The following is a 20,260-nucleotide window of genomic DNA, read 5'->3' on the forward strand; positions in this document are numbered from 1 at the left end:
ATCGATAAGCCGTCATTTGATAGATGATTTCTATTAATCAAATAATCCAAAACGAATCGAAATTGCCCGAAATTCAGACGCTTCAGCCCCGCCTTTCAGGATTCGAACACAAATGTGTTATGTTCCTGCAACAGGTGTCACGTTGAGACGTGCTCCAAAGGATAGGGTCGACAAACAGAGGAATAAGCCAACAAGACGCACCAACTTTGCCGGCGTGAAGCCTGAGTATCGGATCGCTGCTGATCCCCGTGTGTTGAGGTACTCAAATGGCGTTTGTCGCTTTTATCGCTGGAAGTTTTATCGGCCTGCTCGCTGCCTGTGCAGGTCTCGTATTCTTGGACCTGAGCCTGATGGCTTCGTTTGCGCTCTACATGATCGCAGGCATTGCGATTCCATTGGTGTGGCTGGCGACCGACCATGCCGAACGCCGCCTGAATACCACTCTCTGATCTGCTAGTCAGACCTTAGGTCGACGCCCACGTAACAATGGCGGATGCTGGAACGGCACCCGACTGGCGTTTGACCTCTTTGCCCTTGGCGAATTTCACCATCGTCGGAATACCGCGGATCCCGAATTTCGGGCTCGCTGTTTGGTGCATCTCTGTGTTGACCTTCACCAGTCGCGCCTTGCCTGACAATTCAGAAGCGGCCTTTGAAAACTCTGGTGCCATCATGCGGCAGGGCCCGCACCATGGGGCCCAGAAGTCGACGACCAACGGCACATCATCAGTTTTCGCCGCTTTCTGAAGTGTCTTGAGGTCGATCTCGATCGCCTTGTTCGACATGAGTTTGGTCCCGCAGGTGGCACATTTCGGACCAGCGGTCAGTTTGTCGTCGGGAACGCGGTTCACCTGTCCACAATCGAAACAGGTCATTTTCAGGCCAGCCATCGGTGCCTCCATTCATATATCTCAAAAACCATATATGTTTACGAGGTAGAGATGCAAGCCCCTAGGCTATGGTTTCCTCGGCCTCGCCTTCGCGGTCGGATGTTCGTAACGGCACGTTGGCCGTTACGATGAGCGCGGCAATCGGTTCACCGCGATCTTGGCGCAGGGTGGTTTGGGACAGTTGAACATCCCTGAACCCCGCAACATCTAAGAGCGAGCGGATATACCGTTCCGAATGGGCATAGCGATGAGATGGCTGGAGTTTGACGCCCTCCCCGTCGTGGACTTCGACGGTAAAGGCAAAACGTCCTGTGTCGGTCAGGGATGCCGCGACCCAGCCGATGATCCGCTCCAACGTGCCGATATAGATGAACACGTCCGCCGCGATGATCGTGTCATAGCGGCTACCATCGACCATCAATGTGGCGAGGTCGCGCTGTTCGAGGTGGTCATAGATAGCTTTGTCTTTGGCCTGCGCGAGCATCCGCGCGGAGAGGTCATAGCCACCCAACCAGTCGTAGCGCCCCACAATCACAGCGCCCATCAGACCCGTCCCACAGCCAAGGTCGAGAACGCGGCCAAGCGGACCCGGCAGCGCCTCTGCAATGCGGTCTGGCCCGCAATAGCCCAGCGCCCCAACAAGAGAGGCCTCGAACCGAGGGGCATAGTCGTCGAACAGAGCCTCGACATGCGCCGCAGGAACACGTTCGGCCAGAGGGACCGCGCGGTGCAAATCCAATCGCAACGTCGCACCAAAACGGTCAGACGGGTCAGTGGCGAGGGCTTGGGCGTAGGCCTCTTGGGCCAAGGTCGCATCACCCGCCGCATCGGCCATTTCGCCCAAACGCATCCATCCCGCCGTCCACATCGGGACTGTTGGCATGGTTTCGCGCATCAGGTCAGCCGCCGCGCGTGCATCACCCTCCGCCAAGAGAGCGTCGGCATAAGATAAACGGCGGTCAGCCGCCAAATCACCAGAAGACGTAAGCAAAGGTGCCATGATCGCATCCAAACAAGGAATACCGCCCCGCCGGCGGCAAGCCATTTGCGATCAGACTCAGGGGGACTGTTTGGACATGTAACACGACCATGACGGACAAAGCTGCGCTACATGTTGCTAGACTGCGCCAACTGTCAAGTGGGCCTCACGCAAAGCTTGATTATTTAAGGAGAGGACCCCATCATAAAGGACGCGAGTTACTACTTATCGACACTGTCTCCGAATCCGGCTCAGTTCTTCGATCACGTTCTGACGAGCCGGCTCCGCTGCAATTCCGCGAGCGGGTTACTAAAACAGGAGACATCACGATGGCTACCGGCACCGTGAAATGGTTCAACACAACCAAAGGCTACGGCTTTATCGCCCCTGATGGCGGCGCAAAAGACATTTTCGTTCACATTTCGGCAGTAGAGCGCTCGGGCCTCACTGGTCTGAACGAAAACCAGAAAGTCGAATTCGAACTTCAGGCTGGCCGTGATGGTCGCGAATCCGCGATCAACATCACCATTCTCTAATCTGCCGTTTATTCGGACTTGATTGGAATCATGGGTGCGGGGATGCTCGCGCCCATGAGATTTTTAAAAGCAGCCGCATGCATCTTATGCGCGACCAGTATGACCGCCCACGCCGAAGCACCTGATGGTGCGGAATTCGCGTTCGTCATCAAAATCTTTGAAAAAATCCAAGAGCAGTCATTTGCCGCGAACCGCGAGTTATGCGGGTATTTGGGCTATGGGCCCGATGGTGAGTTGATGACCACGCGGATCAATCGCGGTGAAGAAGCGGCCTGCTATCTGCCGACTTGGCCGGCCAAGATGGATGTGATTGCCTCGTTTCACACGCACAGTACGTATAACCCCGACTACAACTCCGAACTGCCGTCCTCGACCGATATGGAATCAGACGAGGACTCTGGTATCGACGGCTGGGTCGCGACACCCGGTGGGCGTCTATGGTATATCGATAGCTCTGAGATGATGGCCTATCAGGTTTGTGGGGTGGGTTGTCTGCCCCAAGACCCCAACTTTGTCGACGAACCCGCTGGCGCGATCAAACCGAGCTATACCACCGCGGTATCCTCAAGAGTGAGTCGCAGTAGCCCCTCGCCTCTCTCACTCGAACGCGATAAGTGTGCGGGGACGATGACGACGGATTTTCGCATGACCCACCCGCGCTTTTTCGGCTATGGCAGCCTCGTAAACCTGACCACCCATACCTATCCCGACCCCAAACCGGCAAAGCTGCGAGGATGGCGTCGCGTGTGGCGGCATACGCAAATCCAAGAGCCCGCGTTTCTATCTGTCGAACCTTGCGACCGCACGACCTTGCTCGGCGTGACGGCGGCGGTTCCGAATGCGGATTGGGCGGCGCTGGATGAACGGGAAAGCGGATATCTGCGCCGTGACGTGACCCATCTGATCGACGACGCGGTGCAAGCTACAGCCGTGTATGAGGTCGACGCTGCGCATTACCTCGAACCCGTCACACGCCCGATCCTGTTGTCGTATCTGGACGTGGTTGTTCAGGGATATCTGCGGGTCTTTGGTGACGAAGGGGCGGATCACTTCTTTGACACGACCCACAATTGGGGCCCGATCCTGAATGATCGCGAGGCACCACGCTATCCCCGCGCCCGCACTCTGACGGCTGAAGAAACTGCGCGGGTGAATGCGGGGCTGGCCGCGCTGGGCCAACCCCTCGACTAATCAGCGGAACGCGGGTCCGTGCGCCCAGATGGTGAGCGAATAGCGTTCACCACTGGTGACGGGTGTCACGCGGTGCAGCAGATACGACGGGAACATCGTGACGGTGCCGCGTGCCTTATTCGCGGTGATCACGGCGTTTGACGGCATGACCTCTAGCGCGCCGCCCTCGTAATCCTCGGGTTCAGACAGTTGAGCGACCATGGTCAATTTGCGTTTGGACGCCACGCGGCCGTCACCGATATCGGAATGCCATGTGAAATGCCCTTCGCGTTCGGCACCATAGCGGGCGACCTGCGGGCTTTCGGAAAAGTCGGTGAGGTCAAAGCCATAGGCATCCCGATTGGCCACGCGCACGACATCGATGATCCGGTTCATCACCCAATCCGCGCCCTCAACATCATCCAGCCAAACGAGATCGGCGCGGCGCAGGTTGTGGTTCTGTTCACGCCCGACAAGTTTCGCGTCCTTCGCAGGCGCAGAGCGCACCAGATCGAGAATGCGGTCGCAGTCTTCGATTGAAAAAGCGTCGGGCACCGTGTGCACAGTGATCATGGTCGTCCATTCCTTTACTGAATGGACGGTCATTTAGGCGCGAACGGTCTGGGGTCTGTTCGCTTTCCGACATACAGGACGGAAAGCGACGTAATTATGCGTTATCGCGGAAACGGTTTGCGATGGGGTAGCGGCGGTCCAACCAGAACGCCCGTTTCGTCAGGCGCGTACCCGGTGCCGATTGGAACCGTTTGTATTCGCTGATGTAGAGCAGATGTTCGACTTTCTTCACCACATCACGGTCAAAGCCTTTAGCGACGAGGTCGGCAACGCTGGCTTCGTCATCGACCAGACCTTCGAGGATCGCATCGAGGATGTCGTAGGGCGGCAGGCTGTCTTCGTCCTTTTGGTCGGGACGGAGTTCGGCACTTGGCGGTTTGTCGATGATTGAAACGGGGATCACCTCGCCTGCGGGGCCATTCATCCACGGGCGGTGGTTGGCGTTGCGCCAGCGGCAGGTTTCAAAGACGCGCGTTTTGTAGAGGTCTTTGATCGGGTTATAGCCGCCGTTCATATCGCCATAGATCGTGGCATAGCCCACGGCGACCTCGGATTTGTTGCCCGTCGTCAGCAGCATTTCCCCGAATTTATTCGACAGCGCCATGAGGAGAAGTCCGCGCAAACGCGACTGGATGTTTTCTTCGGTCAGGTCAGCGTCGCGGCCCGCAAATAGGGGGGCAAGCGTTTCCGTGATCGCATCGCGGCCCTGCTTGATCGGCACATAGTCGTAGTGGACGCCCAGACGGTTCGCGATGTCTTCGGCATCGTCGAGCGACCCTTGCGAGGTGTATTCAGAGGGCAGCATCACGCAACGCACGTTTTCGGCACCGATCGCGTCAACGGCGATGGTCGCAACGATGGCAGAGTCGATCCCGCCCGAAAGGCCAAGCAGCACCTTTTTGAATCCCGTTTTGCGCATGTAATCGCGGAGCGTCGTGACCATCGCGTGATAGTCCTGTTCCCACGCATCGCCAAAGGTAGCCTTGGGGCCTTCAGCTGCTTCCCAGCCATCATCGGTGCGGTGGAAATCGACGTGAGCGACGGCCTCTTCGAAGAGTGGCAATTGCACGGCGAGTTTGCCGTGACGGTTCAGCACAAACGATCCGCCGTCGAATGCTTGATCATCTTGACCGCCGACGGTGTTCACGTAGACCATCGGCACATCGTTTTCGATCACACGGGCGACCATCGTGTTCATGCGGCGGTCGAATTTCCCACGGTAGTAGGGCGATCCGTTCGGCACGACGAGGATTTCAGCACCGCTTTCGACCATGGCTTCGGCCACATCGGGGAACCAAGCGTCCTCGCAAATGGGCGATCCGATCCGCAGGGGGCCAGCATCATACGGCCCCTGAATGGCGCCACGATTGAACTGCCGCACTTCGTCAAAGACGTTGTAGTTGGGCAGGAAGTGTTTCAGCTGGCGAGCCGCGATCTTACCGTCCTTGAGGATGAAATAGGCGTTATAGAGCCGTCCGTTTTCCGCCAGTGGCCCACCGATCCCGATCATAGGGCCATCCGCGCATTCCGCAGCGAGAGCGACAATGCGATCATAGCAGGCTTGCTGGAACGCAGGTTTCATCACGAGGTCTTGGGTCGAATAGCCCGCAATAAACATCTCGGGCAGTGCGACCATCTGCGATCCAGCCGCGCGGGCGGTGTCCCAAACGGTTTTGGCTTTGGCGGCGTTGCCTTCGACATCCCCAACAGTGGGGTTCAATTGGGCCATCGTGATGCGGAATGTATCGGTCATCGGTGTCCTGTGCGCTAACTCACGACAGGTTTACCAGAACCCACGCTAAGGGAAAGCGGATTGCGGCCCAATCCCCCCTAGACCGTTGTATCGGCGGGCGGGCTCTATTAGCATCGCGCGGGCTGGAATAGGGAAAGTTAACGATGACTCGCAATCGGGCGCTATGGGGCGGTGCAGTTTTGGTTCTGTCGATGACAGGGGCCGTGGCGCAGGACGTTCAGACCAAACAATACGAGGATGGCGGCGTCTACGAAGGCGAATTCCTGAACGGCAAACAACACGGGACAGGGATGTATCGCCTGCCCAATGGCTATGAATACAACGGTGATTGGGTCGAAGGCCGCATCCAAGGCAATGGCGTTGCGCGTTTCCCCAATGGTTCTGTCTACGAGGGCGAATTCGCCGAAGGTAAGCCGAGCGGCACAGGCAAGATCACCTTTGCCGATGGTGGCGTTTATGAAGGCGACTGGGTGGATGGCAACATCACCGGCAGCGGCATCGCCACTTATGCAAACGGTGTCATCTATGAGGGCGAATTCCGCAACGCGATGCACCACGGCACAGGCACAATGCGCAGCCCGAACGGCTACAGCTATGCGGGCCAGTGGGTGAACGGCGTCAAAGAAGGCTCTGGCACGATCACCTATCCCGACGGCACGATCTACGAGGGTCAGCTGGCCCGTGATGACCGCGAAGGTGACGGTAAGCTGCTGATGCAGGACGGCACCATCTACGAGGGCAAATGGGTCGCTGGTCAGATCGAGGGCATCGGTCGACTAGTCCAGCCGAACGGCGACATTTACGAGGGCGATCTGGTCGCAGGTCACCGCGAAGGCACGGGCACTGTGACCTACGCCAACGGTGATATTTATCAGGGCGGTTTCCACGATGATCGTCGCCACGGTCAGGGCACGTTCCGCGGGACGGACGGCTACGTCTATGTCGGCGGCTGGGAAGGTGGCGCGATGTCTGGTCAGGGCAAAGTGCTCTACCCAGACGGTTCTGTCTACGAAGGGCAGTTCGCAAACGACCTACCCAATGGCGAAGGCAAAATCACCTATCCAGACAGCTCGACCTATGTCGGCGGTTGGGTCGATGGCGTGATCGAGGGAACAGGCATTGCCACCTATGCCTCTGGTCTCGTCTACGAGGGCGAATTCAAGAACGCAAAAAACCACGGTCGCGGCGTAATGCGCTATGGCGACGGCTATTCCTACGACGGTGAGTGGGCAAACGGTCAACGCCATGGGATTGGCACCGCAACCTATGCCGACGGGTCCGTCTACTTTGGCCACTTTGAGAACGGCCAGCGCCATGGACAGGGCAAGATCACCATCCCCGACAACCCCGCCACCGAAGCCGACGAGAGCTTTACCTACGAAGGTGAATGGCAGAACGGCGAGATTTCCGGCCAAGGGGTCGCGACCTACTCGAACGGCGATATTTATCAGGGCACCTTTGTTGCGGGTCGGCGTCAGGGGGATGGCACGATGCGCTATGCCTCGGGACAGATCGAAAGCGGGAACTGGGATCAGGACCTCTACGTGACCCGCGATGATGCCGCCCCTGCGGGTGATGTTGCGACGGGTGCGCCAGAGGCCCCCGCCGAGGCCACCCCAGACGCAGCACCCGAAGCGCCCGCGAATTAAACGACCTCGCCCGCGTCCAGTCGGGCGAGCCACGTTTCCGCATCAGCTAGAACGGTTTCCTTGCGCGTGTCGTCCATTCGGTCCCATGTGCGATACATGTTCCCCATACGGGCATTGCCAGCAAAACGGTCGCGGTGACGAATGAGGAAATGCCAGTATAGCAAGTTGAACGGACAAGCGGTGTCGCCCGTTTTGTCTTTGACCTTGTAGTGACACGATCCGCAGTAGTCCGACATTCGGTCGATATAGGCGCCGCTGCTCACGTAGGGTTTGGACGCGATCACACCACCGTCGGCAAACTGGCTCATCCCGATGGTGTTCGGGGCCTCGACCCATTCAAAGGCGTCGGCATAAACGGCCAGATACCATTCGTGCAGTTGATGTGGATCGACCCCCGCCAAGAGCGCAAAGTTGCCTGTCACCATGAGCCGTTGGATATGGTGGGCATAGGCCTCTGTACGGGTTTGTTCGACGGCCTGAGACATGCAGTGCATCTTTGTCTCGCCGCCCCAGTAGAGCCACGGCAGTTTACGATCATGGCCCAGCGCGTTGCGGGTCATGTAGTCGGGGCCGTGCAGGAAATAGATGCCCCGCACATATTCCCGCCAGCCGATGATCTGACGAATGAACCCCTCCACCGCGTTGAGCGGCGCGGTGCCGCTGCGATAGGCGGCTTCGGCTTGTTTGCAGACCTCAAGCGGGTCCAAGAGGCCGATGTTGAGATACATCGAGATGATCGAGTGCCAGAGGAACTTTTGCCCCGTCAGCATGGCGTCCTGGAAGTCACCGAATTTCGGCAAGCCCAGCGCGATCCAGTGATCGATTTGGGTTTGAGCCTGCTGGGCGTCGGTCGCGAACCAAAACGGGCGTAGTTCGCCAAAGTTCTGACCAAAGCGGTCTTCGACGAGGTTCAGAACCTCTGCCGTGATCGCATCTGGTTCAAACCGCAACGGTCCACTGAAATCGACGGCATCGGGCGCGGGTTTGCGGTTGTCGTGGTCGTAGTTCCATTGACCGCCCGCCGGCTGATCGCCGTCCATCAAAAGTCCCGTTTTGCGGCGCATATCGCGGTAGAAATACTCCATCCGCAGCGCCTTGCGGCCCTCTGCCCAATCCTCAAAATCGCGATGAGAGGCGAGAAAACGGTCATCAGGGAATTGGTGCACTGGGATTGGCAGGTCTTCGAGTGCTGAGATCAGCCGCCATTCGCCCGATTGGGTTGCGATCACTTCGTCAGCGTTATGTTCAGAGGCGCGCCGCAGAAGTTCCCCAGCGATGCTGCCCGCGTTTTCGGGATCATCCAGAGTGGTGTAGTCCACCTGCCAGCCCTCGGCCCTTAGACGAACCGCGAACTTACGCATCGCGGCAAAGATCAGGGCGATCTTTTTAGGGTGATGGGGGACGTAGGTTGCCTCGCCCATGACTTCGGCCATGACGACGACATCGCGGGATTTATCAGCCTCGCGCAGGGCAGAGAGGGTCGGCGAAAGCTGATCACCCAGAACGAGGACGAGTTTTACCACGGCACGGTCGCCCCGTTAAAATCGTAGAACGACCCTGTTTGGTCTGCCCCTGCCCCGTCGAGGACGGAGAGTAGTGCGGTGGCAGAATCCGTCGGCGACAGTTTCTTCGCCGCATAACCTACTGTGAACGGCGTATCGACGGTCCCAGGGTGAAGGGCGAGGACGACTGAACCTTTGTGCGTTCGTTTCAGTTCCAACGCCGTGCCACGAATGATCTGGTTCACGGCCGCCTTCGATGCGCGGTAGGAATGCCAACCGCCTAATCCGTTGTCCCCAATCGACCCAACCCGCGCGGAGAGCACACCAACCCGACCCGCTGGGGCAAGCAGTCGGGGAACCTGCTGCAGGACCAGCGCCACGCCAATCGTGTTCACCGCAAAAACCTGCGCCATCGTCTGCGCATCAATGGCCGACAGGGATTTTTCTGGCGCTGCACCGTTGGGGGCGAGGATACCCACGGCGATGATCACGCGATCAAAAGGCCCCTCAATGGCACCCAGAACACGATCGACCGAAGCAGGGTCGGTCACGTCCAGACCATTGTCACGACGCGATAGGCTGATGACCTCGCCATCAACTACATCGCAAAACGCGCGGCCTATGCCTCCTGAGGCGCCAATGATCAGGTTTCGTTTCATGCGCCAGAACTAGTCTACCCTGCTCCACTGTCCAGTTTTCCCCGACCAAAACACGACCATTCAATGAGCCAGAGCAAGAACGGGCAAAAACGCTCTTTCCCTCGCGGGAATCATGGGTATAGTCCCGCCCCATGACGCGCTTGGATCATATCACTCAGACTGCCCGCATTTGCGGTGCGTCGTCCTCGTGCGCCCTTCTACTCCTTAGCAGCCTCTGAGCGTGCCTTCCGGCGCGACCGCTCAGGGGTGTCTTAGCGTCGGGACAAAAAGCTAAGGACAGACAAGGAATTATGACATGACCAAAGACCGCGTGTTGATTTTCGACACAACCCTGCGTGACGGCGAACAGTCGCCCGGCGCTACCATGACCCACGAAGAGAAGCTCGAAATCGCAGAGCTGCTCGACGATATGGGTGTCGATATTATCGAAGCTGGCTTCCCCATCGCATCCGAGGGTGACTTCCGCGCTGTATCCGAAATCGCTCAGCGTTCGAAGAATTCGACGATCTGCGGTCTGGCACGTGCGAACTTTAAAGACATTGATCGCTGCGCTGAAGCGATCAAGCACGCAGGCTCGGGCCGTATTCACACGTTCATCGGCACCTCGCCGTTGCACCGTGCGATCCCGAACCTGACCATGGATGAGATGGCGGATAAGATCCACGAAACGGTCAGCCATGCGCGGAACCTCTGTGACAACGTCCAGTGGTCCCCGATGGATGCGACCCGCACAGAGTGGGATTACCTCTGCCGCGTGATCGAAATCGCGATCAAAGCGGGTGCGACCACGATCAACATCCCTGACACCGTGGGCTACACCGCCCCGATGGAAAGCGCGGACCTGATCAAACGCTTGATCGAGACCGTTCCGGGTGCAGATGACGTGATCTTTGCGACGCACTGCCACAACGACCTCGGCATGGCGACGGCGAACGCGCTGGCGGCTGTGGCTGGTGGTGCGCGTCAGATCGAATGCACCGTCAACGGTCTGGGCGAACGCGCAGGTAACACCGCGTTGGAAGAAGTCGTGATGGCGCTCAAAGTGCGCAACGACATCATGCCTTACACCACTGGCGTTGATACCACGAAGATCATGAACATCTCGCGCCGCGTTGCGACCGCGTCGGGTTTCCCTGTGCAGTTCAACAAAGCGATCGTTGGTAAGAACGCCTTTGCGCATGAATCTGGCATCCACCAAGACGGTATGTTGAAGAACAAAGAAACGTTCGAGATCATGCGCCCAGAGGACGTAGGTTTGGCTGGCACCTCGTTGCCGCTGGGCAAACACTCTGGCCGTGCGGCACTGCGGGCGAAACTGGAAACGCTCGGCTTTGATATGGCCGACAACCAGTTAAACGACCTGTTCGTGCGGTTCAAAGACCTCGCTGACCGCAAGAAAGAAGTCTACGACGACGATATCGTGGCTCTGATCCGTCAGAACGATACGGTCGAGGACCACATCAAGTTCAAGTCGCTCCGCGTTGTTTGTGGCACCGAGGGTCCGCAGACCGCTGACCTGACGTTGCTGGTCGATGGCGTGGAAAAATCGGTTCACGCAACGGGCGATGGTCCAGTTGATGCGACCTTTAACGCGGTTAAGGCGATTTTCCCGCATGGTGGCCGTTTGGACCTGTATCAGGTGCACGCTGTGACCAAAGGAACGGACGCGCAGGCCACTGTTTCGGTAAAGCTCGAAGAGGACGGCCGTATCGCGACGGGTCAGTCGGCAGATACGGACACTGTGGTTGCGTCGGCCAAGGCCTACATCAACGCGATCAACCGTTTGATCGTGCGGCGCGAAAAATCCGCTCCGGGTGATGACATTAAGAACGTGAACTACAAGGACACGATCTAAGAATATCGGGCGGCTTTCGGGCCGCCCTTTTCATAAGGGCACTTCATGGACAATTGCGTCACTCTCCTCGGCACCAAGGGCGGTCCTGCGATCAGACCTGGAACCCCGATGCCGACCTCGATCCTTGTGCGGCTGGCGGGGCAAGTGATCCTCGTTGATGCGGGCCTTGGTGTATCGCGGGCTGTTTGCGATGCGGGCGTCGCGCTGACCGATCTCGATGCGATTATCGTGACGCATATGCATTCCGACCATTATCTGGAGTTGGGACCGCTGATGCATACGGCATGGACCGCTGGGCTAAAGCGCGCCGTGCCGATCTATGGCCCCGCAGGTCTGACCGCCTATTGGCAGGGGTTCCTTGCCTCGATGGAGGCCGATATTTCCCTGCGGATCGCGGATGAGGGCCGCCCAGCGCTAGAGCCTTTGGCCGATATTCGACTGCTGGATGCGGGCGAATTTGCAATCGGGGACGTGACGGTCGACGCGATCCGCAATGAGCATCCGCCGCTGATCGACAGCTTTGCCCTGCGTCTGACGGGTGACGGGAAATCGGTGACGCTTTCGGGTGATACAGCGCCCATCGACGCGATGGTCGACTTTGCCAAAGATACCGACCTCCTCGTTCATGAGGCGATGCTGAGCGCGGGCATTGATGCCCTATGCAAACGGGTTGGGAATGGTGATGACCGTCTGAGGGTTCACCTTGAACGGTCACATTCGCCTGCGGTTGAGGTGGCCAAAATCGCGACGGCGGCAGGGGTGAAACAGCTCGCCCTGAACCACCTGATCCCGAGCGACGACCCCGATTTCACCTTGGAAGATTGGCACGCAGAGATCGCACCGCACTACAGCGGGCCGCTGTTTGTCGGGACCGACGGGATGACGATCCCGCTCTGACGAAAAGGGCCGCAGCGAACTGCGGCCCTGTGTCGTTTTAACCGAGCACTTCTTTGATCGAGTCGACGGTGGCCGCGACGATGGTATCCGCCTCATCTTTGGTCAGGCAGAACGGCGGCGCGTAGCCGAGGATATCGCCTTGGGGCATCGCACGCGCAATCACACCACGCGACGCCATGGCAGCAGAGAGCGACGGACCGATTTTCTGCGACGGATCGTAGAAGGTGCGGCTATCACGGTCCGCCACGAACTCTACCGCGCAGAGCATCCCTTCGCCGCGCACTTCGCCGACATTCGGGTGATCCGCGACGGCGGCTTTCATCTGGGCGTTCAGATAGGCACCCATGTCGCCAGCGTTTTTAACGAGGTTCAATTCATCTAGCAATTTGAGGTTTGCCACACCTGCAGCCGCGCCAATCGGGTGCGCAGAATAGGTCCAACCGTGACCGATGGGACCGTTTTCGTCGGTACCCTGCTCTAGCACTTTCCACATACGATCCGAGACGATCGAACCAGACAGCGGCGCATAGGCAGACGTCAGACCTTTGGCGATCGTGATCAGGTCAGGTTTCAGGTCGTAGTGGTGCGAGCCGAACATGGACCCCAAACGGCCAAAGCCCGTGACGACCTCGTCCGCGATCAGCAGAATGTCGTGCTTTTCCAGAACAGCCTGAATCGCGGCCCAATAGCCAGCGGGCGGCGGAACGATACCGCCCGTGCCCATGACAGGTTCACCGATAAAGGCCGCGATGGTGTCTGAGCCTTCGCGTTCGATCAGCGCTTCGAGTTCGGCGGCGCAATGCGCGGTGAACTGCTCTTCGGTCATGTTGACGTCCGGACGGCGGAAGTAATACGGCGCCTCGGTATGGATGACCTGTTCGAGCGGCAGATCGAATTTCGCATGGAACAGACCAAGGCCCGTCAGCGACCCCGTCATCAGGCCAGAGCCGTGATAACCGCGCCAGCGCGAGATGATCTTTTTCTTTTCGGGGCGACCGAGGATGTTGTTGTAATACCAGACGAGTTTGATGTTCGTCTCGTTCGCATCCGACCCCGACAGGCCAAAGTAAACCTTGGACATGTGATCCGGCGCTCGGTCGAGCACCATTTTCGACAGGGTAACCGATGCCTCAGTCCCATGACCAACATAGGCGTGGTAATAAGCCAATTCGCGCGCCTGATCGGCAATCGCTTCGGCGATGTCCTGACGACCGTAGCCAACGTTCACGCAATAGAGGCCAGCAAACGCATCAAGGAGCTTTTTGCCGTCACGGTCTACGATGTGGCAGCCGCTCGCGGTTTTGATAATGCGGGTCGGGGTTTCGCCGCGGGCGTGTTGGGCCAGATGGGTCGAGGGGTGGAAGAAGTTCTCGCGGTCCCATTGGGCCAGTTGGTCGTTTGTTAGCATCGTCATTCCTATCGGGTAGAGTCGCGCGATAGTGCCCGCGATTTGCCCGAGGCAGGATGTGAAATTCACTGATGCCGCAGATGATTCAGCTGCAAAACGTGCGCTAGACCCGCAATTTAGTCTGCAAAGAGATGCAGCGGCGGGAGGCCCCCGCCCTTGATCTGTTTGGTCACGATATAGGTGAAATAGCGGGCAATCCCGATCCGCGCCTCTAGCAGATCGTCCATCGTCATCTGGTAGCTTTCCACATCGCGGGCCGCGACTTGCATCAGGTAATCATACCCACCGCCTAAGGCCCAACAGTGGGTGATGTCGTCATGCGCCTCAATCCGTGCCTCGAACGTGCGGAAGGATGCGGCGGTGTGATCGGCCAACTCAACAACGACAAAGACCGTCACCCATGGGCCGAGTTTGCGCAAATTGAACCGTGCCCCATAGCCGTCGATCAGCCCCGCCTTTTCCAGTTTCTTCAAACGGTCCCAGCAAGGTGTCGGGGTCAGGCCGACCTTTTCTGCCAGCGCCGCCTTAGTGATCCTGCCGTCGGTGGCAAGGATGCGCAGAATGGCGATGTCGCGGTCGTCCAGCTTTATCATTCGAGCCTCGGCGAAAATGTGTCGCTTTCCTTCTACCGCGTCACGAATGGTTCTGCCATGGTCGCGGCATGACTGATTTGCACACCACCCGCGCCATCCTTTCGGACCTCATCGCATTCGACACGACTTCGATCCTGCCGAACCGCCATTGCATCGACTACCTCGCGGCCAAGCTCGAGGAAGCAGGTGCGCGGATTGAGATTTTTGAGGATGAAACCGGCAAGAAGGCGAACCTCTGGGCGACAATCGGGCCCGAGGGCGACGGCGGGATCGTGCTATCGGGTCACACCGATGTCGTGCCCGTTGCCGATCAGGATTGGACAAGTGATCCGTTTGCATTGGTTGAACGGGACGGGAAGCTATTTGGACGTGGCACTTGCGATATGAAGGCGTTTATCGCCGCGGCTGTCGCGATGGCGCCTGAGTTTGCAAAACACGCCACCGCCCGCCCTGTCCATTTCGCCTTTACCTATGACGAAGAAACTGGCTGCCTTGGCGGTCAGGCCTTGGTCGAGGTACTGCGCGAACGTGGCCTGCGCCCGTCTATCGGGATCGTCGGGGAACCGACCGAGATGCGGATCATCGAAGGCCACAAGGGGTGCTATGAATACACCACGCATTTCCACGGCTCCGAAGGGCATGGCTCTGCCCCCGACCTTGGCGTGAATGCCGTTGAATATGCGGTGCGGTTTATATCGAAGCTTCTGGAACTGAAGGACGCGCTAAAGTCCAAAGCGCCCGAAGACAGCCGTTTTGACCCGCCATGGACCACGATCAACACAGGCAGCCTGATCGGTGGCGTCGCGCATAACGTCATTCCGGGCAAGGCAACTGTGCAGTGGGAAATGCGGCCCGTTCAGGTGTCGGACGCGGACTTTGTTAAGGGCGAACTGGCGACCCACGTCGAGCATCTGAACAAACAGATGAAAGCCGTGCATCCTGATGCTGGCGTGCACACTCACACGATTGCCGAAGTTGTCGGGCTAGAACCCATGGCAGAAAACGCGGCACGTGATCTGATCACAGAACTTACGGGCGCGAACGGCTGCGATGTGGTGCCATTTGGGACGGAAGCGGGGCTATTCCAATCGATCGGAATGGATGTTGTTGTCTGTGGTCCAGGATCTATCGCGCAGGCGCATAAACCTGATGAATATATCAGCCTCGACCAATTGGATCAGTGCCTCACCATGCTGAAACGACTTTGTTCCAGACTTTCGTTACCACGCCCCTAAACTCTGCCCCGTTTGCTTCGTTCTAGTGTCGACCACTCACTTTTTCATGGAAGACGAGCAGACATGCAGACCAAGACTGACACGGCAAAGTCGCCGTCCCCGACCCCGAACGTTCCGACCCGCTTTTACACCACGGGCGATTTTGTCGATCTGATCAACGCGCTTCGCGAATTCGATCCGGGTGCGGCATCGCATACACTGGTAGGTTTGCTGCGCATGGCAAGCGAAAACACCGCGACGCCCGTTGAACAGACCGCTCTGCGCATTGCGGGTCTGGGTGACATCGAAGCCAAAACCTTTGTCCTGACGGATGCAGCCAAAGACCTGCTCTATGATTTCTCAACGGGTGACTATTCGGGCAATGTGCGCCCCGGTCGTTACCGCGAAAACGTGGCCGCGAAAGAAGAGGAAGCGGAAGAGACCGATTACCTCAAGTCCGACGCGCCAGAACCCGTTGCCCGCCTGAACATCGGTGGCACCAACTATGTGATCGGCGAGCTTGCTGCTCTCGACATGCTGGCGTTCCGTCTGGAAAGCGGCGGCGAGTGGCATCACCTCAGCAACACCGTTGAAGATGGCTGGTCGTCAATTGCGGCTGAAATCATCGCGGCGACCCGAGACACCACGCGTGAATATATCCGCATGCACATGATCCACCGTCGCAACGTCAACATCGGCGACAACATCCGCCTATTCGACCTCTATGGCTTTGAGTGGTTCATTCGCATCGACGACCAAGGCTGTTTTACCCGCGTGGAAGGCCGCAACTGGGAGCCTGTGAACATCGACGGTCTCGATTTCGAAGAAGACCTTGGGAAAATCGCGGTCAACGCAATTATGGTCGCCGTGCCAGATGCACGCGAGCACTTCAAAGATGACGTTGATCAGTGGGCACGTCGCATCGCGGCTGGCGCAATGGTCATGCCAGCGTTCAATATGTGAGACAGGCTGAGGGCGCGTTAATCGCCCTCTTCTGCCGCAGAGATCGATTTGGAGTTGATTTCATAGGCCCGCTGGGTCTCGATCATGTCGACCAGTTCTTGAACTACGTTAACGTTCGACGTTTCGAGCATCCCTTGGGTCAACTGTCCCAGACCTTCGGCTTGGGGTGTGGCCACGATGGGGGCACCGCTCGCGAGCGTTTCAACAAAGAAGTTCTCACCGATCGGTTCCAGACCGCGCGGGTTCGGGAAGTTGCCCAATGTGATCTGACCAATTTCTTGGTTCTGGGTGTCACCAGGCATCACGACGCTGACGATACCGTCCGCCGAAATGTTGATCTGGTTCGCCCCTTGGGGGATTTGAATTTCAGGCTGAATGACGTAGCCGCTCGCCGTGGTGATTGTGCCCTCTTGGTTCATCGAAAACGTCCCGTCGCGGGTGTAGCCGATGCGGCCATCAGGCAGCAGAACCTGAAAGAACCCCTGCCCGTTGATCGCAACGTCGAGAGCGTTGCCCGTATCAGACAGCGCGCCTTGGGTATGGAGTTTGTCAGTGCTGACAACACGAACACCAGTACCGATGGCCAGAGCCGAGGTCAGGTTTGTGTTTTCCGAGGTTTGATCGCCGCCGGGGCGCGACACTTGATACAGGAGGGATTCAAAATTCGCGCGGTCGCGTTTGAAACCCGTCGTATTAACGTTGGCAAGGTTGTTCGAAATGACCTGAAGCCGCGTCTGTTGGGCGTTTAGACCCGTCTTCGCGACGTGCATTGCATTGGTAGACATCTGGGCTCCTCTCGGTGGCTCACTTACCCTGAATGGTGCAAGCGCCGTGCCAGATGTCAGTGCAGAGAAATGTTATGATGGGGCCCGCATAATTTCAGTGCCTGCCTCGTCCAATTCCTTGGCCGTATTGATCATGCGCATGTTCATTTCAAAGGCACGCTGAATGGTAATCGACGAAATCAATTCCTCGGTCGCATTCACGTTTGCACCTTCAAGGACACCCTGACGGATAGAGGCCATTTGGTTCGGCTGCGGCAACGTCCCATCAAGGTTTCGGATCAGGCCGTCTAAACCTTTGGCCATTGTCGCGTTCGGATCAGGCACCACGGTTCCAATCGTCGCAATCTCAACAGTCTCGCCAGGAGCACCATCAATTGGTTCGATCACAATCTGACCGACCTCGGTGATTTGCATGGTCCGATATGGCGGCAAAGTGATTGGCGACATGTTGGTGTCGAGGACCAATTCGCCGCCACCGTTCACCAGTTGGCCAGCGCCATCCGTACGAAGATCACCACGACGAGTGAGGCCTACCGCTCCATTGCCTTCCTGAACAAAGAAGTAGCCGTCTTCCATGATCGCAACGTCAAACGGATCGCCCGTTTGGTCCATAAAGCCCGTATCGGAAGAGAAACTCCCGTATTGGGCTTCGGTCTGGAACATACGAGCAGAAAACCCCTCACCCTCAAGGCTAGCGGATTGCCCAGAAGCAGGAAGATCGCGCCGGAAGCCCGGCACGTTCATGTTCGCAAGGTTGTTCGCCGAAATGGCCTGCAGATCCTGAACGGTCTGCATAGAGTTCATAAGGGTGTGAACCATACGATCCATAACGGCGTCTCCTTAGGTTAATTAGCTGCGGATTTGCAGGATGGTCTGCATCAGCGAGGACGATGTCTCCATCGCTTTTGCGTTCGCCTGATAGTTCCGTTGTGCAGAAATCAGGTTCACCAGTTCTTCGGTCAGGTCGACGTTCGAACGTTCGAGCATACCCGACTGAACACGACCAAACCCAGATTCACCCGCTGCAGAGAAGTTCGGACGACCCGAGTCAGAGGTTTCTTCGAAACTTGCGCTGCCACCCTGACGCAAACCCTGAGGGTTTGCAAAATCAGCGAGCGCGATGCGGCCAAGCGCAAGACGAGCCTGCGAACCGTAGCTGCCCCAAATCACGCCGCCAGCGTCAACTTCGAGGCTGGAAAGGCCGATTTCTCGAACGCCATTTTCCTGAACGCTCGCAACCGAGAACGGCAGATCGCGCAGACGGGAACCGTCGGTATTCACGGTGTAATCAACGCCAGCAAGCGCGAAGGTCAGAGGGGTCGTCGCATCAACTTCACCCGCTTCGTCAAAAACCATCGTTGCGGGTGTCGTCGCGCCAGTCGACGGGTATTCGCTGCCGTCCACGAACAGATGCATTTGGTATTCGGTGGTCGGATCAGTGGCGTCTGGGGATTTCGAACGAACGAAATAAGCACGCGCTTCAATCGTTTGACCGTTCTCATCCATCATTGGCACTGGCGTTGAGAACGCGTAGGTCGTTGGGTCGGTATTATCGAACGCATTCGTTGCGGGTACCGCATCCTGTTGACCCAACATATCCTCGCCACGAGGCATATTCAGCGCGAGGTCAATTTCACTGGTCCGTGACACTTCACCGAAGCTCAACGGAATGGAAACCGCGCTCAGAGCCTGCGACGACATTTCGAGAATGCTGCCGTCATCCGCCACAGGATAGGCAAGAAGTGCGCGCCCTGAACTGTCCGTTACCAGACCGTCAGCATCAATGGAGAAGGCACCGTTGCGGGTGTAGCTGATGTCGACAATCGTATCGCTTCCAACCATTTGCGGTGTCACCGCAAAAAACCCTGCGCCTTGGATCGCGATATCAAGTGTCTGGCCTGTCGCAACAAAGTTGCCCTGACCAAATTGCGTCGCAACACGGGACAGGTGGGTACCAGAACCCGTTACCGTGCGGAACGCGTTCATCGGAGCCGAGTAGTAGTCATCCGAAAATTCAGCGCGGCTTTTTCGGAAGGCGTTTGTGCCCGCGTTCGAGATGTTGTGCGATGTGGTGGCGATGTCCGATTGTGCTGCCATCAGGCCGGACAGGGCGGTGGTCATACTCATGTTTCAAAAACCTCCGGTTATAGGATTAACGGAACGCTGTGACTTCGGTCGTATCGAGGGCTCCGTAATCCTCGACGAGAAGAGTGATGGTGTCGCTAGACGGTCCGCCCAAAGCGGAGTCGACGCGTGCAAAGACCGAAGCCGGAACACTGATCGTTCCGTTTTCGGTTTCGGCCATGATGGACACGCGAACCTGTCCGTTGACGGCCTGAATGGCGGCAGGAACCTCGTCCCAGCCGAATTCGATCATGCCACCGACCTGCGCGCCCAGTTCTTGGACGTGGATCGGTTGGTTGGTGTTGGGATCAGTGTAGGTGACGGTCATCGATGATACGTTCGACGACAATTCGGCCATCCCGTGAATTTCACCCTGATCGTCGACCCGCGCCATGTTGCCAGGGACCAGAACAGAGTGACCCAGTAGGCTAGCCGCCGTCGACACGCGATTACCGCCGAGCATATCGCCGAGCGATGTAACCGACGCGTTCACACGGTCGATCCCTTCAACGGTCGAAAACTGCGCCATCTGTGAAATGAATTCGGTGTTATCCATCGGGGACAGCGGGTCTTGGTTCTGAAGCTGGGTGGTCAGCAGAACAAGGAATTCTTGTTGTCCCAAAGAATTGGCCTGTTTGTCAGTTGTGACCTGACCCAAGTTGCCATTGTAGAACGGGTTCGACCCATCAATCGTCGTCATCTTGTCGGCC

At 57.7% G+C, this 20,260-nt stretch carries 20 protein-coding genes; 8 read left to right on the plus strand and 12 right to left on the minus strand.

Annotation, left to right across the window (positions count from 1 at the left end; all coding sequences use genetic code 11):
* Nucleotides 1-266: 266 nt before the first annotated feature.
* On the plus strand, nucleotides 267-449 hold the full coding sequence (locus AC1QQ2_RS05490; RefSeq protein ID WP_105235782.1) for a hypothetical protein: 183 nt from the start codon (nucleotides 267-269) through the stop codon (nucleotides 447-449).
* Nucleotides 450-464: 15 nt separating this feature from the next.
* Here the strand turns inward: AC1QQ2_RS05490 and trxC are convergent, their stop codons facing one another.
* A complete protein-coding gene (gene trxC, locus AC1QQ2_RS05495; protein WP_479712377.1) occupies nucleotides 465-890 on the minus strand; it encodes a thioredoxin TrxC in 426 nt (141 codons plus the stop codon).
* Between the two features lie 61 nt (nucleotides 891-951).
* Entirely contained in the window at nucleotides 952-1,890 is a 939-nt protein-coding gene (locus AC1QQ2_RS05500; protein ID WP_479712378.1) for a methyltransferase domain-containing protein, read from the minus strand.
* 308 nt (nucleotides 1,891-2,198) lie between these two features.
* On the opposite strand from AC1QQ2_RS05500, the gene AC1QQ2_RS05505 reads away from it, so the two are divergent.
* Together AC1QQ2_RS05505 and AC1QQ2_RS05510 are read left to right on the plus strand one after the other, a co-directional pair.
* On the plus strand, nucleotides 2,199-2,405 hold the full coding sequence (locus tag AC1QQ2_RS05505) for a cold-shock protein (protein ID WP_067550117.1): 207 nt from the start codon (nucleotides 2,199-2,201) through the stop codon (nucleotides 2,403-2,405).
* Nucleotides 2,406-2,504: 99 nt separating this feature from the next.
* Nucleotides 2,505-3,596, plus strand: coding sequence for a DUF4329 domain-containing protein (locus tag AC1QQ2_RS05510; protein WP_479712379.1), 1,092 nt, complete (start codon nucleotides 2,505-2,507; stop codon nucleotides 3,594-3,596).
* Here AC1QQ2_RS05510 and AC1QQ2_RS05515 read toward each other — a convergent pair whose 3' ends face one another.
* Entirely contained in the window at nucleotides 3,597-4,148 is a 552-nt protein-coding gene (locus tag AC1QQ2_RS05515) for a 2OG-Fe(II) oxygenase (protein ID WP_479712417.1), read from the minus strand.
* Between the two features lie 94 nt (nucleotides 4,149-4,242).
* On the minus strand, nucleotides 4,243-5,901 hold the full coding sequence (locus AC1QQ2_RS05520; protein ID WP_479712380.1) for an NAD+ synthase: 1,659 nt from the start codon (nucleotides 5,899-5,901) through the stop codon (nucleotides 4,243-4,245).
* Between the two features lie 143 nt (nucleotides 5,902-6,044).
* Between AC1QQ2_RS05520 and AC1QQ2_RS05525 the strand changes: the two genes are divergently transcribed.
* Complete coding sequence (locus AC1QQ2_RS05525; RefSeq protein ID WP_105235788.1) at nucleotides 6,045-7,550, plus strand: MORN repeat-containing protein; 1,506 nt, start codon at nucleotides 6,045-6,047, stop codon at nucleotides 7,548-7,550.
* Here the strand turns inward: AC1QQ2_RS05525 and AC1QQ2_RS05530 are convergent.
* Both AC1QQ2_RS05530 and AC1QQ2_RS05535 read right to left on the minus strand, forming a co-directional pair.
* Nucleotides 7,547-9,073, minus strand: a complete 1,527-nt coding sequence (locus tag AC1QQ2_RS05530) for a cryptochrome/photolyase family protein (protein WP_479712381.1) — start codon at nucleotides 9,071-9,073, stop codon at nucleotides 7,547-7,549. The two genes, AC1QQ2_RS05525 and AC1QQ2_RS05530, sit on opposite strands and share 4 nt — an antisense overlap.
* The gene (locus AC1QQ2_RS05535) at nucleotides 9,067-9,711 is read right to left on the minus strand and encodes an SDR family NAD(P)-dependent oxidoreductase (protein ID WP_479712382.1); all 645 of its coding nucleotides are present in this window, start codon (nucleotides 9,709-9,711) and stop codon (nucleotides 9,067-9,069) included. Before AC1QQ2_RS05535 ends, AC1QQ2_RS05530 begins: the two co-directional genes overlap by 7 nt.
* 295 nt (nucleotides 9,712-10,006) lie before the next feature.
* Between AC1QQ2_RS05535 and AC1QQ2_RS05540 the strand changes: the two genes are divergently transcribed.
* Together AC1QQ2_RS05540 and AC1QQ2_RS05545 are read left to right on the plus strand one after the other, a co-directional pair.
* Nucleotides 10,007-11,566, plus strand: coding sequence for a 2-isopropylmalate synthase (locus tag AC1QQ2_RS05540; RefSeq protein ID WP_479712383.1), 1,560 nt, complete (start codon nucleotides 10,007-10,009; stop codon nucleotides 11,564-11,566).
* A gap of 45 nt (nucleotides 11,567-11,611) precedes the next feature.
* The gene (locus AC1QQ2_RS05545; RefSeq protein WP_479712384.1) at nucleotides 11,612-12,463 is read left to right on the plus strand and encodes an MBL fold metallo-hydrolase; all 852 of its coding nucleotides are present in this window, start codon (nucleotides 11,612-11,614) and stop codon (nucleotides 12,461-12,463) included.
* Nucleotides 12,464-12,500: 37 nt separating this feature from the next.
* On the opposite strand, the gene AC1QQ2_RS05550 is transcribed toward AC1QQ2_RS05545, so the two are convergent.
* A complete protein-coding gene (locus AC1QQ2_RS05550; protein ID WP_479712418.1) occupies nucleotides 12,501-13,871 on the minus strand; it encodes an aminotransferase in 1,371 nt (456 codons plus the stop codon).
* 116 nt (nucleotides 13,872-13,987) lie between these two features.
* Nucleotides 13,988-14,464 (minus strand): Lrp/AsnC family transcriptional regulator, encoded by a 477-nt coding sequence (locus tag AC1QQ2_RS05555; RefSeq protein ID WP_211096404.1) that lies wholly within the window; start codon nucleotides 14,462-14,464, stop codon nucleotides 13,988-13,990.
* A 68-nt stretch (nucleotides 14,465-14,532) separates the two neighbouring features.
* On the opposite strand from AC1QQ2_RS05555, the gene argE reads away from it, so the two are divergent.
* Together argE and AC1QQ2_RS05565 are read left to right on the plus strand one after the other, a co-directional pair.
* Nucleotides 14,533-15,699, plus strand: a complete 1,167-nt coding sequence (argE, locus tag AC1QQ2_RS05560) for an acetylornithine deacetylase (RefSeq protein WP_479712385.1) — start codon at nucleotides 14,533-14,535, stop codon at nucleotides 15,697-15,699.
* Between the two features lie 63 nt (nucleotides 15,700-15,762).
* On the plus strand, nucleotides 15,763-16,641 hold the full coding sequence (locus tag AC1QQ2_RS05565) for a hypothetical protein (RefSeq protein WP_479712386.1): 879 nt from the start codon (nucleotides 15,763-15,765) through the stop codon (nucleotides 16,639-16,641).
* 17 nt (nucleotides 16,642-16,658) lie between these two features.
* Here the strand turns inward: AC1QQ2_RS05565 and flgG are convergent, their stop codons facing one another.
* From flgG to AC1QQ2_RS05585, 4 genes are all read right to left on the minus strand, one after another.
* Entirely contained in the window at nucleotides 16,659-17,426 is a 768-nt protein-coding gene (flgG, locus tag AC1QQ2_RS05570; RefSeq protein WP_479712387.1) for a flagellar basal-body rod protein FlgG, read from the minus strand.
* Between the two features lie 72 nt (nucleotides 17,427-17,498).
* On the minus strand, nucleotides 17,499-18,254 hold the full coding sequence (locus AC1QQ2_RS05575; RefSeq protein ID WP_479712388.1) for a flagellar basal body rod protein FlgF: 756 nt from the start codon (nucleotides 18,252-18,254) through the stop codon (nucleotides 17,499-17,501).
* 21 nt (nucleotides 18,255-18,275) lie between these two features.
* Entirely contained in the window at nucleotides 18,276-19,553 is a 1,278-nt protein-coding gene (locus AC1QQ2_RS05580) for a flagellar hook protein FlgE (RefSeq protein WP_479712389.1), read from the minus strand.
* A gap of 25 nt (nucleotides 19,554-19,578) precedes the next feature.
* A complete protein-coding gene (locus AC1QQ2_RS05585; RefSeq protein WP_479712390.1) occupies nucleotides 19,579-20,250 on the minus strand; it encodes a flagellar hook assembly protein FlgD in 672 nt (223 codons plus the stop codon).
* Between the last annotated feature and the right edge of the window lie 10 nt (nucleotides 20,251-20,260).

This window comes from Aestuarium sp., from assembly GCF_023253315.1.
Classification (GTDB): domain Bacteria; phylum Pseudomonadota; class Alphaproteobacteria; order Rhodobacterales; family Rhodobacteraceae; genus Marivivens; species Marivivens donghaensis.

Bases quoted from the DNA above. Each gene is read 5' to 3' on its own strand.
- AC1QQ2_RS05555 (WP_211096404.1), bottom strand. From the start codon at position 14,464: ATGATAAAGCTGGACGACCGCGACATCGCCATTCTGCGCATCCTTGCC.
- AC1QQ2_RS05490 (WP_105235782.1), top strand. From the start codon at position 267: ATGGCGTTTGTCGCTTTTATCGCTGGAAGTTTTATCGGCCTGCTCGCT.
- AC1QQ2_RS05545 (WP_479712384.1), top strand. From the start codon at position 11,612: ATGGACAATTGCGTCACTCTCCTCGGCACCAAGGGCGGTCCTGCGATC.
- trxC (WP_479712377.1), bottom strand. From the start codon at position 890: ATGGCTGGCCTGAAAATGACCTGTTTCGATTGTGGACAGGTGAACCGC.
- flgG (WP_479712387.1), bottom strand. From the start codon at position 17,426: ATGTCTACCAATGCAATGCACGTCGCGAAGACGGGTCTAAACGCCCAA.
- AC1QQ2_RS05550 (WP_479712418.1), bottom strand. From the start codon at position 13,871: ATGCTAACAAACGACCAACTGGCCCAATGGGACCGCGAGAACTTCTTC.
- AC1QQ2_RS05580 (WP_479712389.1), bottom strand. From the start codon at position 19,553: ATGAGTATGACCACCGCCCTGTCCGGCCTGATGGCAGCACAATCGGAC.
- AC1QQ2_RS05525 (WP_105235788.1), top strand. From the start codon at position 6,045: ATGACTCGCAATCGGGCGCTATGGGGCGGTGCAGTTTTGGTTCTGTCG.
- argE (WP_479712385.1), top strand. From the start codon at position 14,533: ATGACTGATTTGCACACCACCCGCGCCATCCTTTCGGACCTCATCGCA.
- AC1QQ2_RS05585 (WP_479712390.1), bottom strand. From the start codon at position 20,250: ATGACGACGATTGATGGGTCGAACCCGTTCTACAATGGCAACTTGGGT.
- AC1QQ2_RS05510 (WP_479712379.1), top strand. From the start codon at position 2,505: ATGACCGCCCACGCCGAAGCACCTGATGGTGCGGAATTCGCGTTCGTC.
- AC1QQ2_RS05535 (WP_479712382.1), bottom strand. From the start codon at position 9,711: ATGAAACGAAACCTGATCATTGGCGCCTCAGGAGGCATAGGCCGCGCG.
- AC1QQ2_RS05515 (WP_479712417.1), bottom strand. From the start codon at position 4,148: ATGATCACTGTGCACACGGTGCCCGACGCTTTTTCAATCGAAGACTGC.
- AC1QQ2_RS05520 (WP_479712380.1), bottom strand. From the start codon at position 5,901: ATGACCGATACATTCCGCATCACGATGGCCCAATTGAACCCCACTGTT.
- AC1QQ2_RS05540 (WP_479712383.1), top strand. From the start codon at position 10,007: ATGACCAAAGACCGCGTGTTGATTTTCGACACAACCCTGCGTGACGGC.
- AC1QQ2_RS05565 (WP_479712386.1), top strand. From the start codon at position 15,763: ATGCAGACCAAGACTGACACGGCAAAGTCGCCGTCCCCGACCCCGAAC.
- AC1QQ2_RS05575 (WP_479712388.1), bottom strand. From the start codon at position 18,254: ATGGATCGTATGGTTCACACCCTTATGAACTCTATGCAGACCGTTCAG.
- AC1QQ2_RS05505 (WP_067550117.1), top strand. From the start codon at position 2,199: ATGGCTACCGGCACCGTGAAATGGTTCAACACAACCAAAGGCTACGGC.
- AC1QQ2_RS05500 (WP_479712378.1), bottom strand. From the start codon at position 1,890: ATGGCACCTTTGCTTACGTCTTCTGGTGATTTGGCGGCTGACCGCCGT.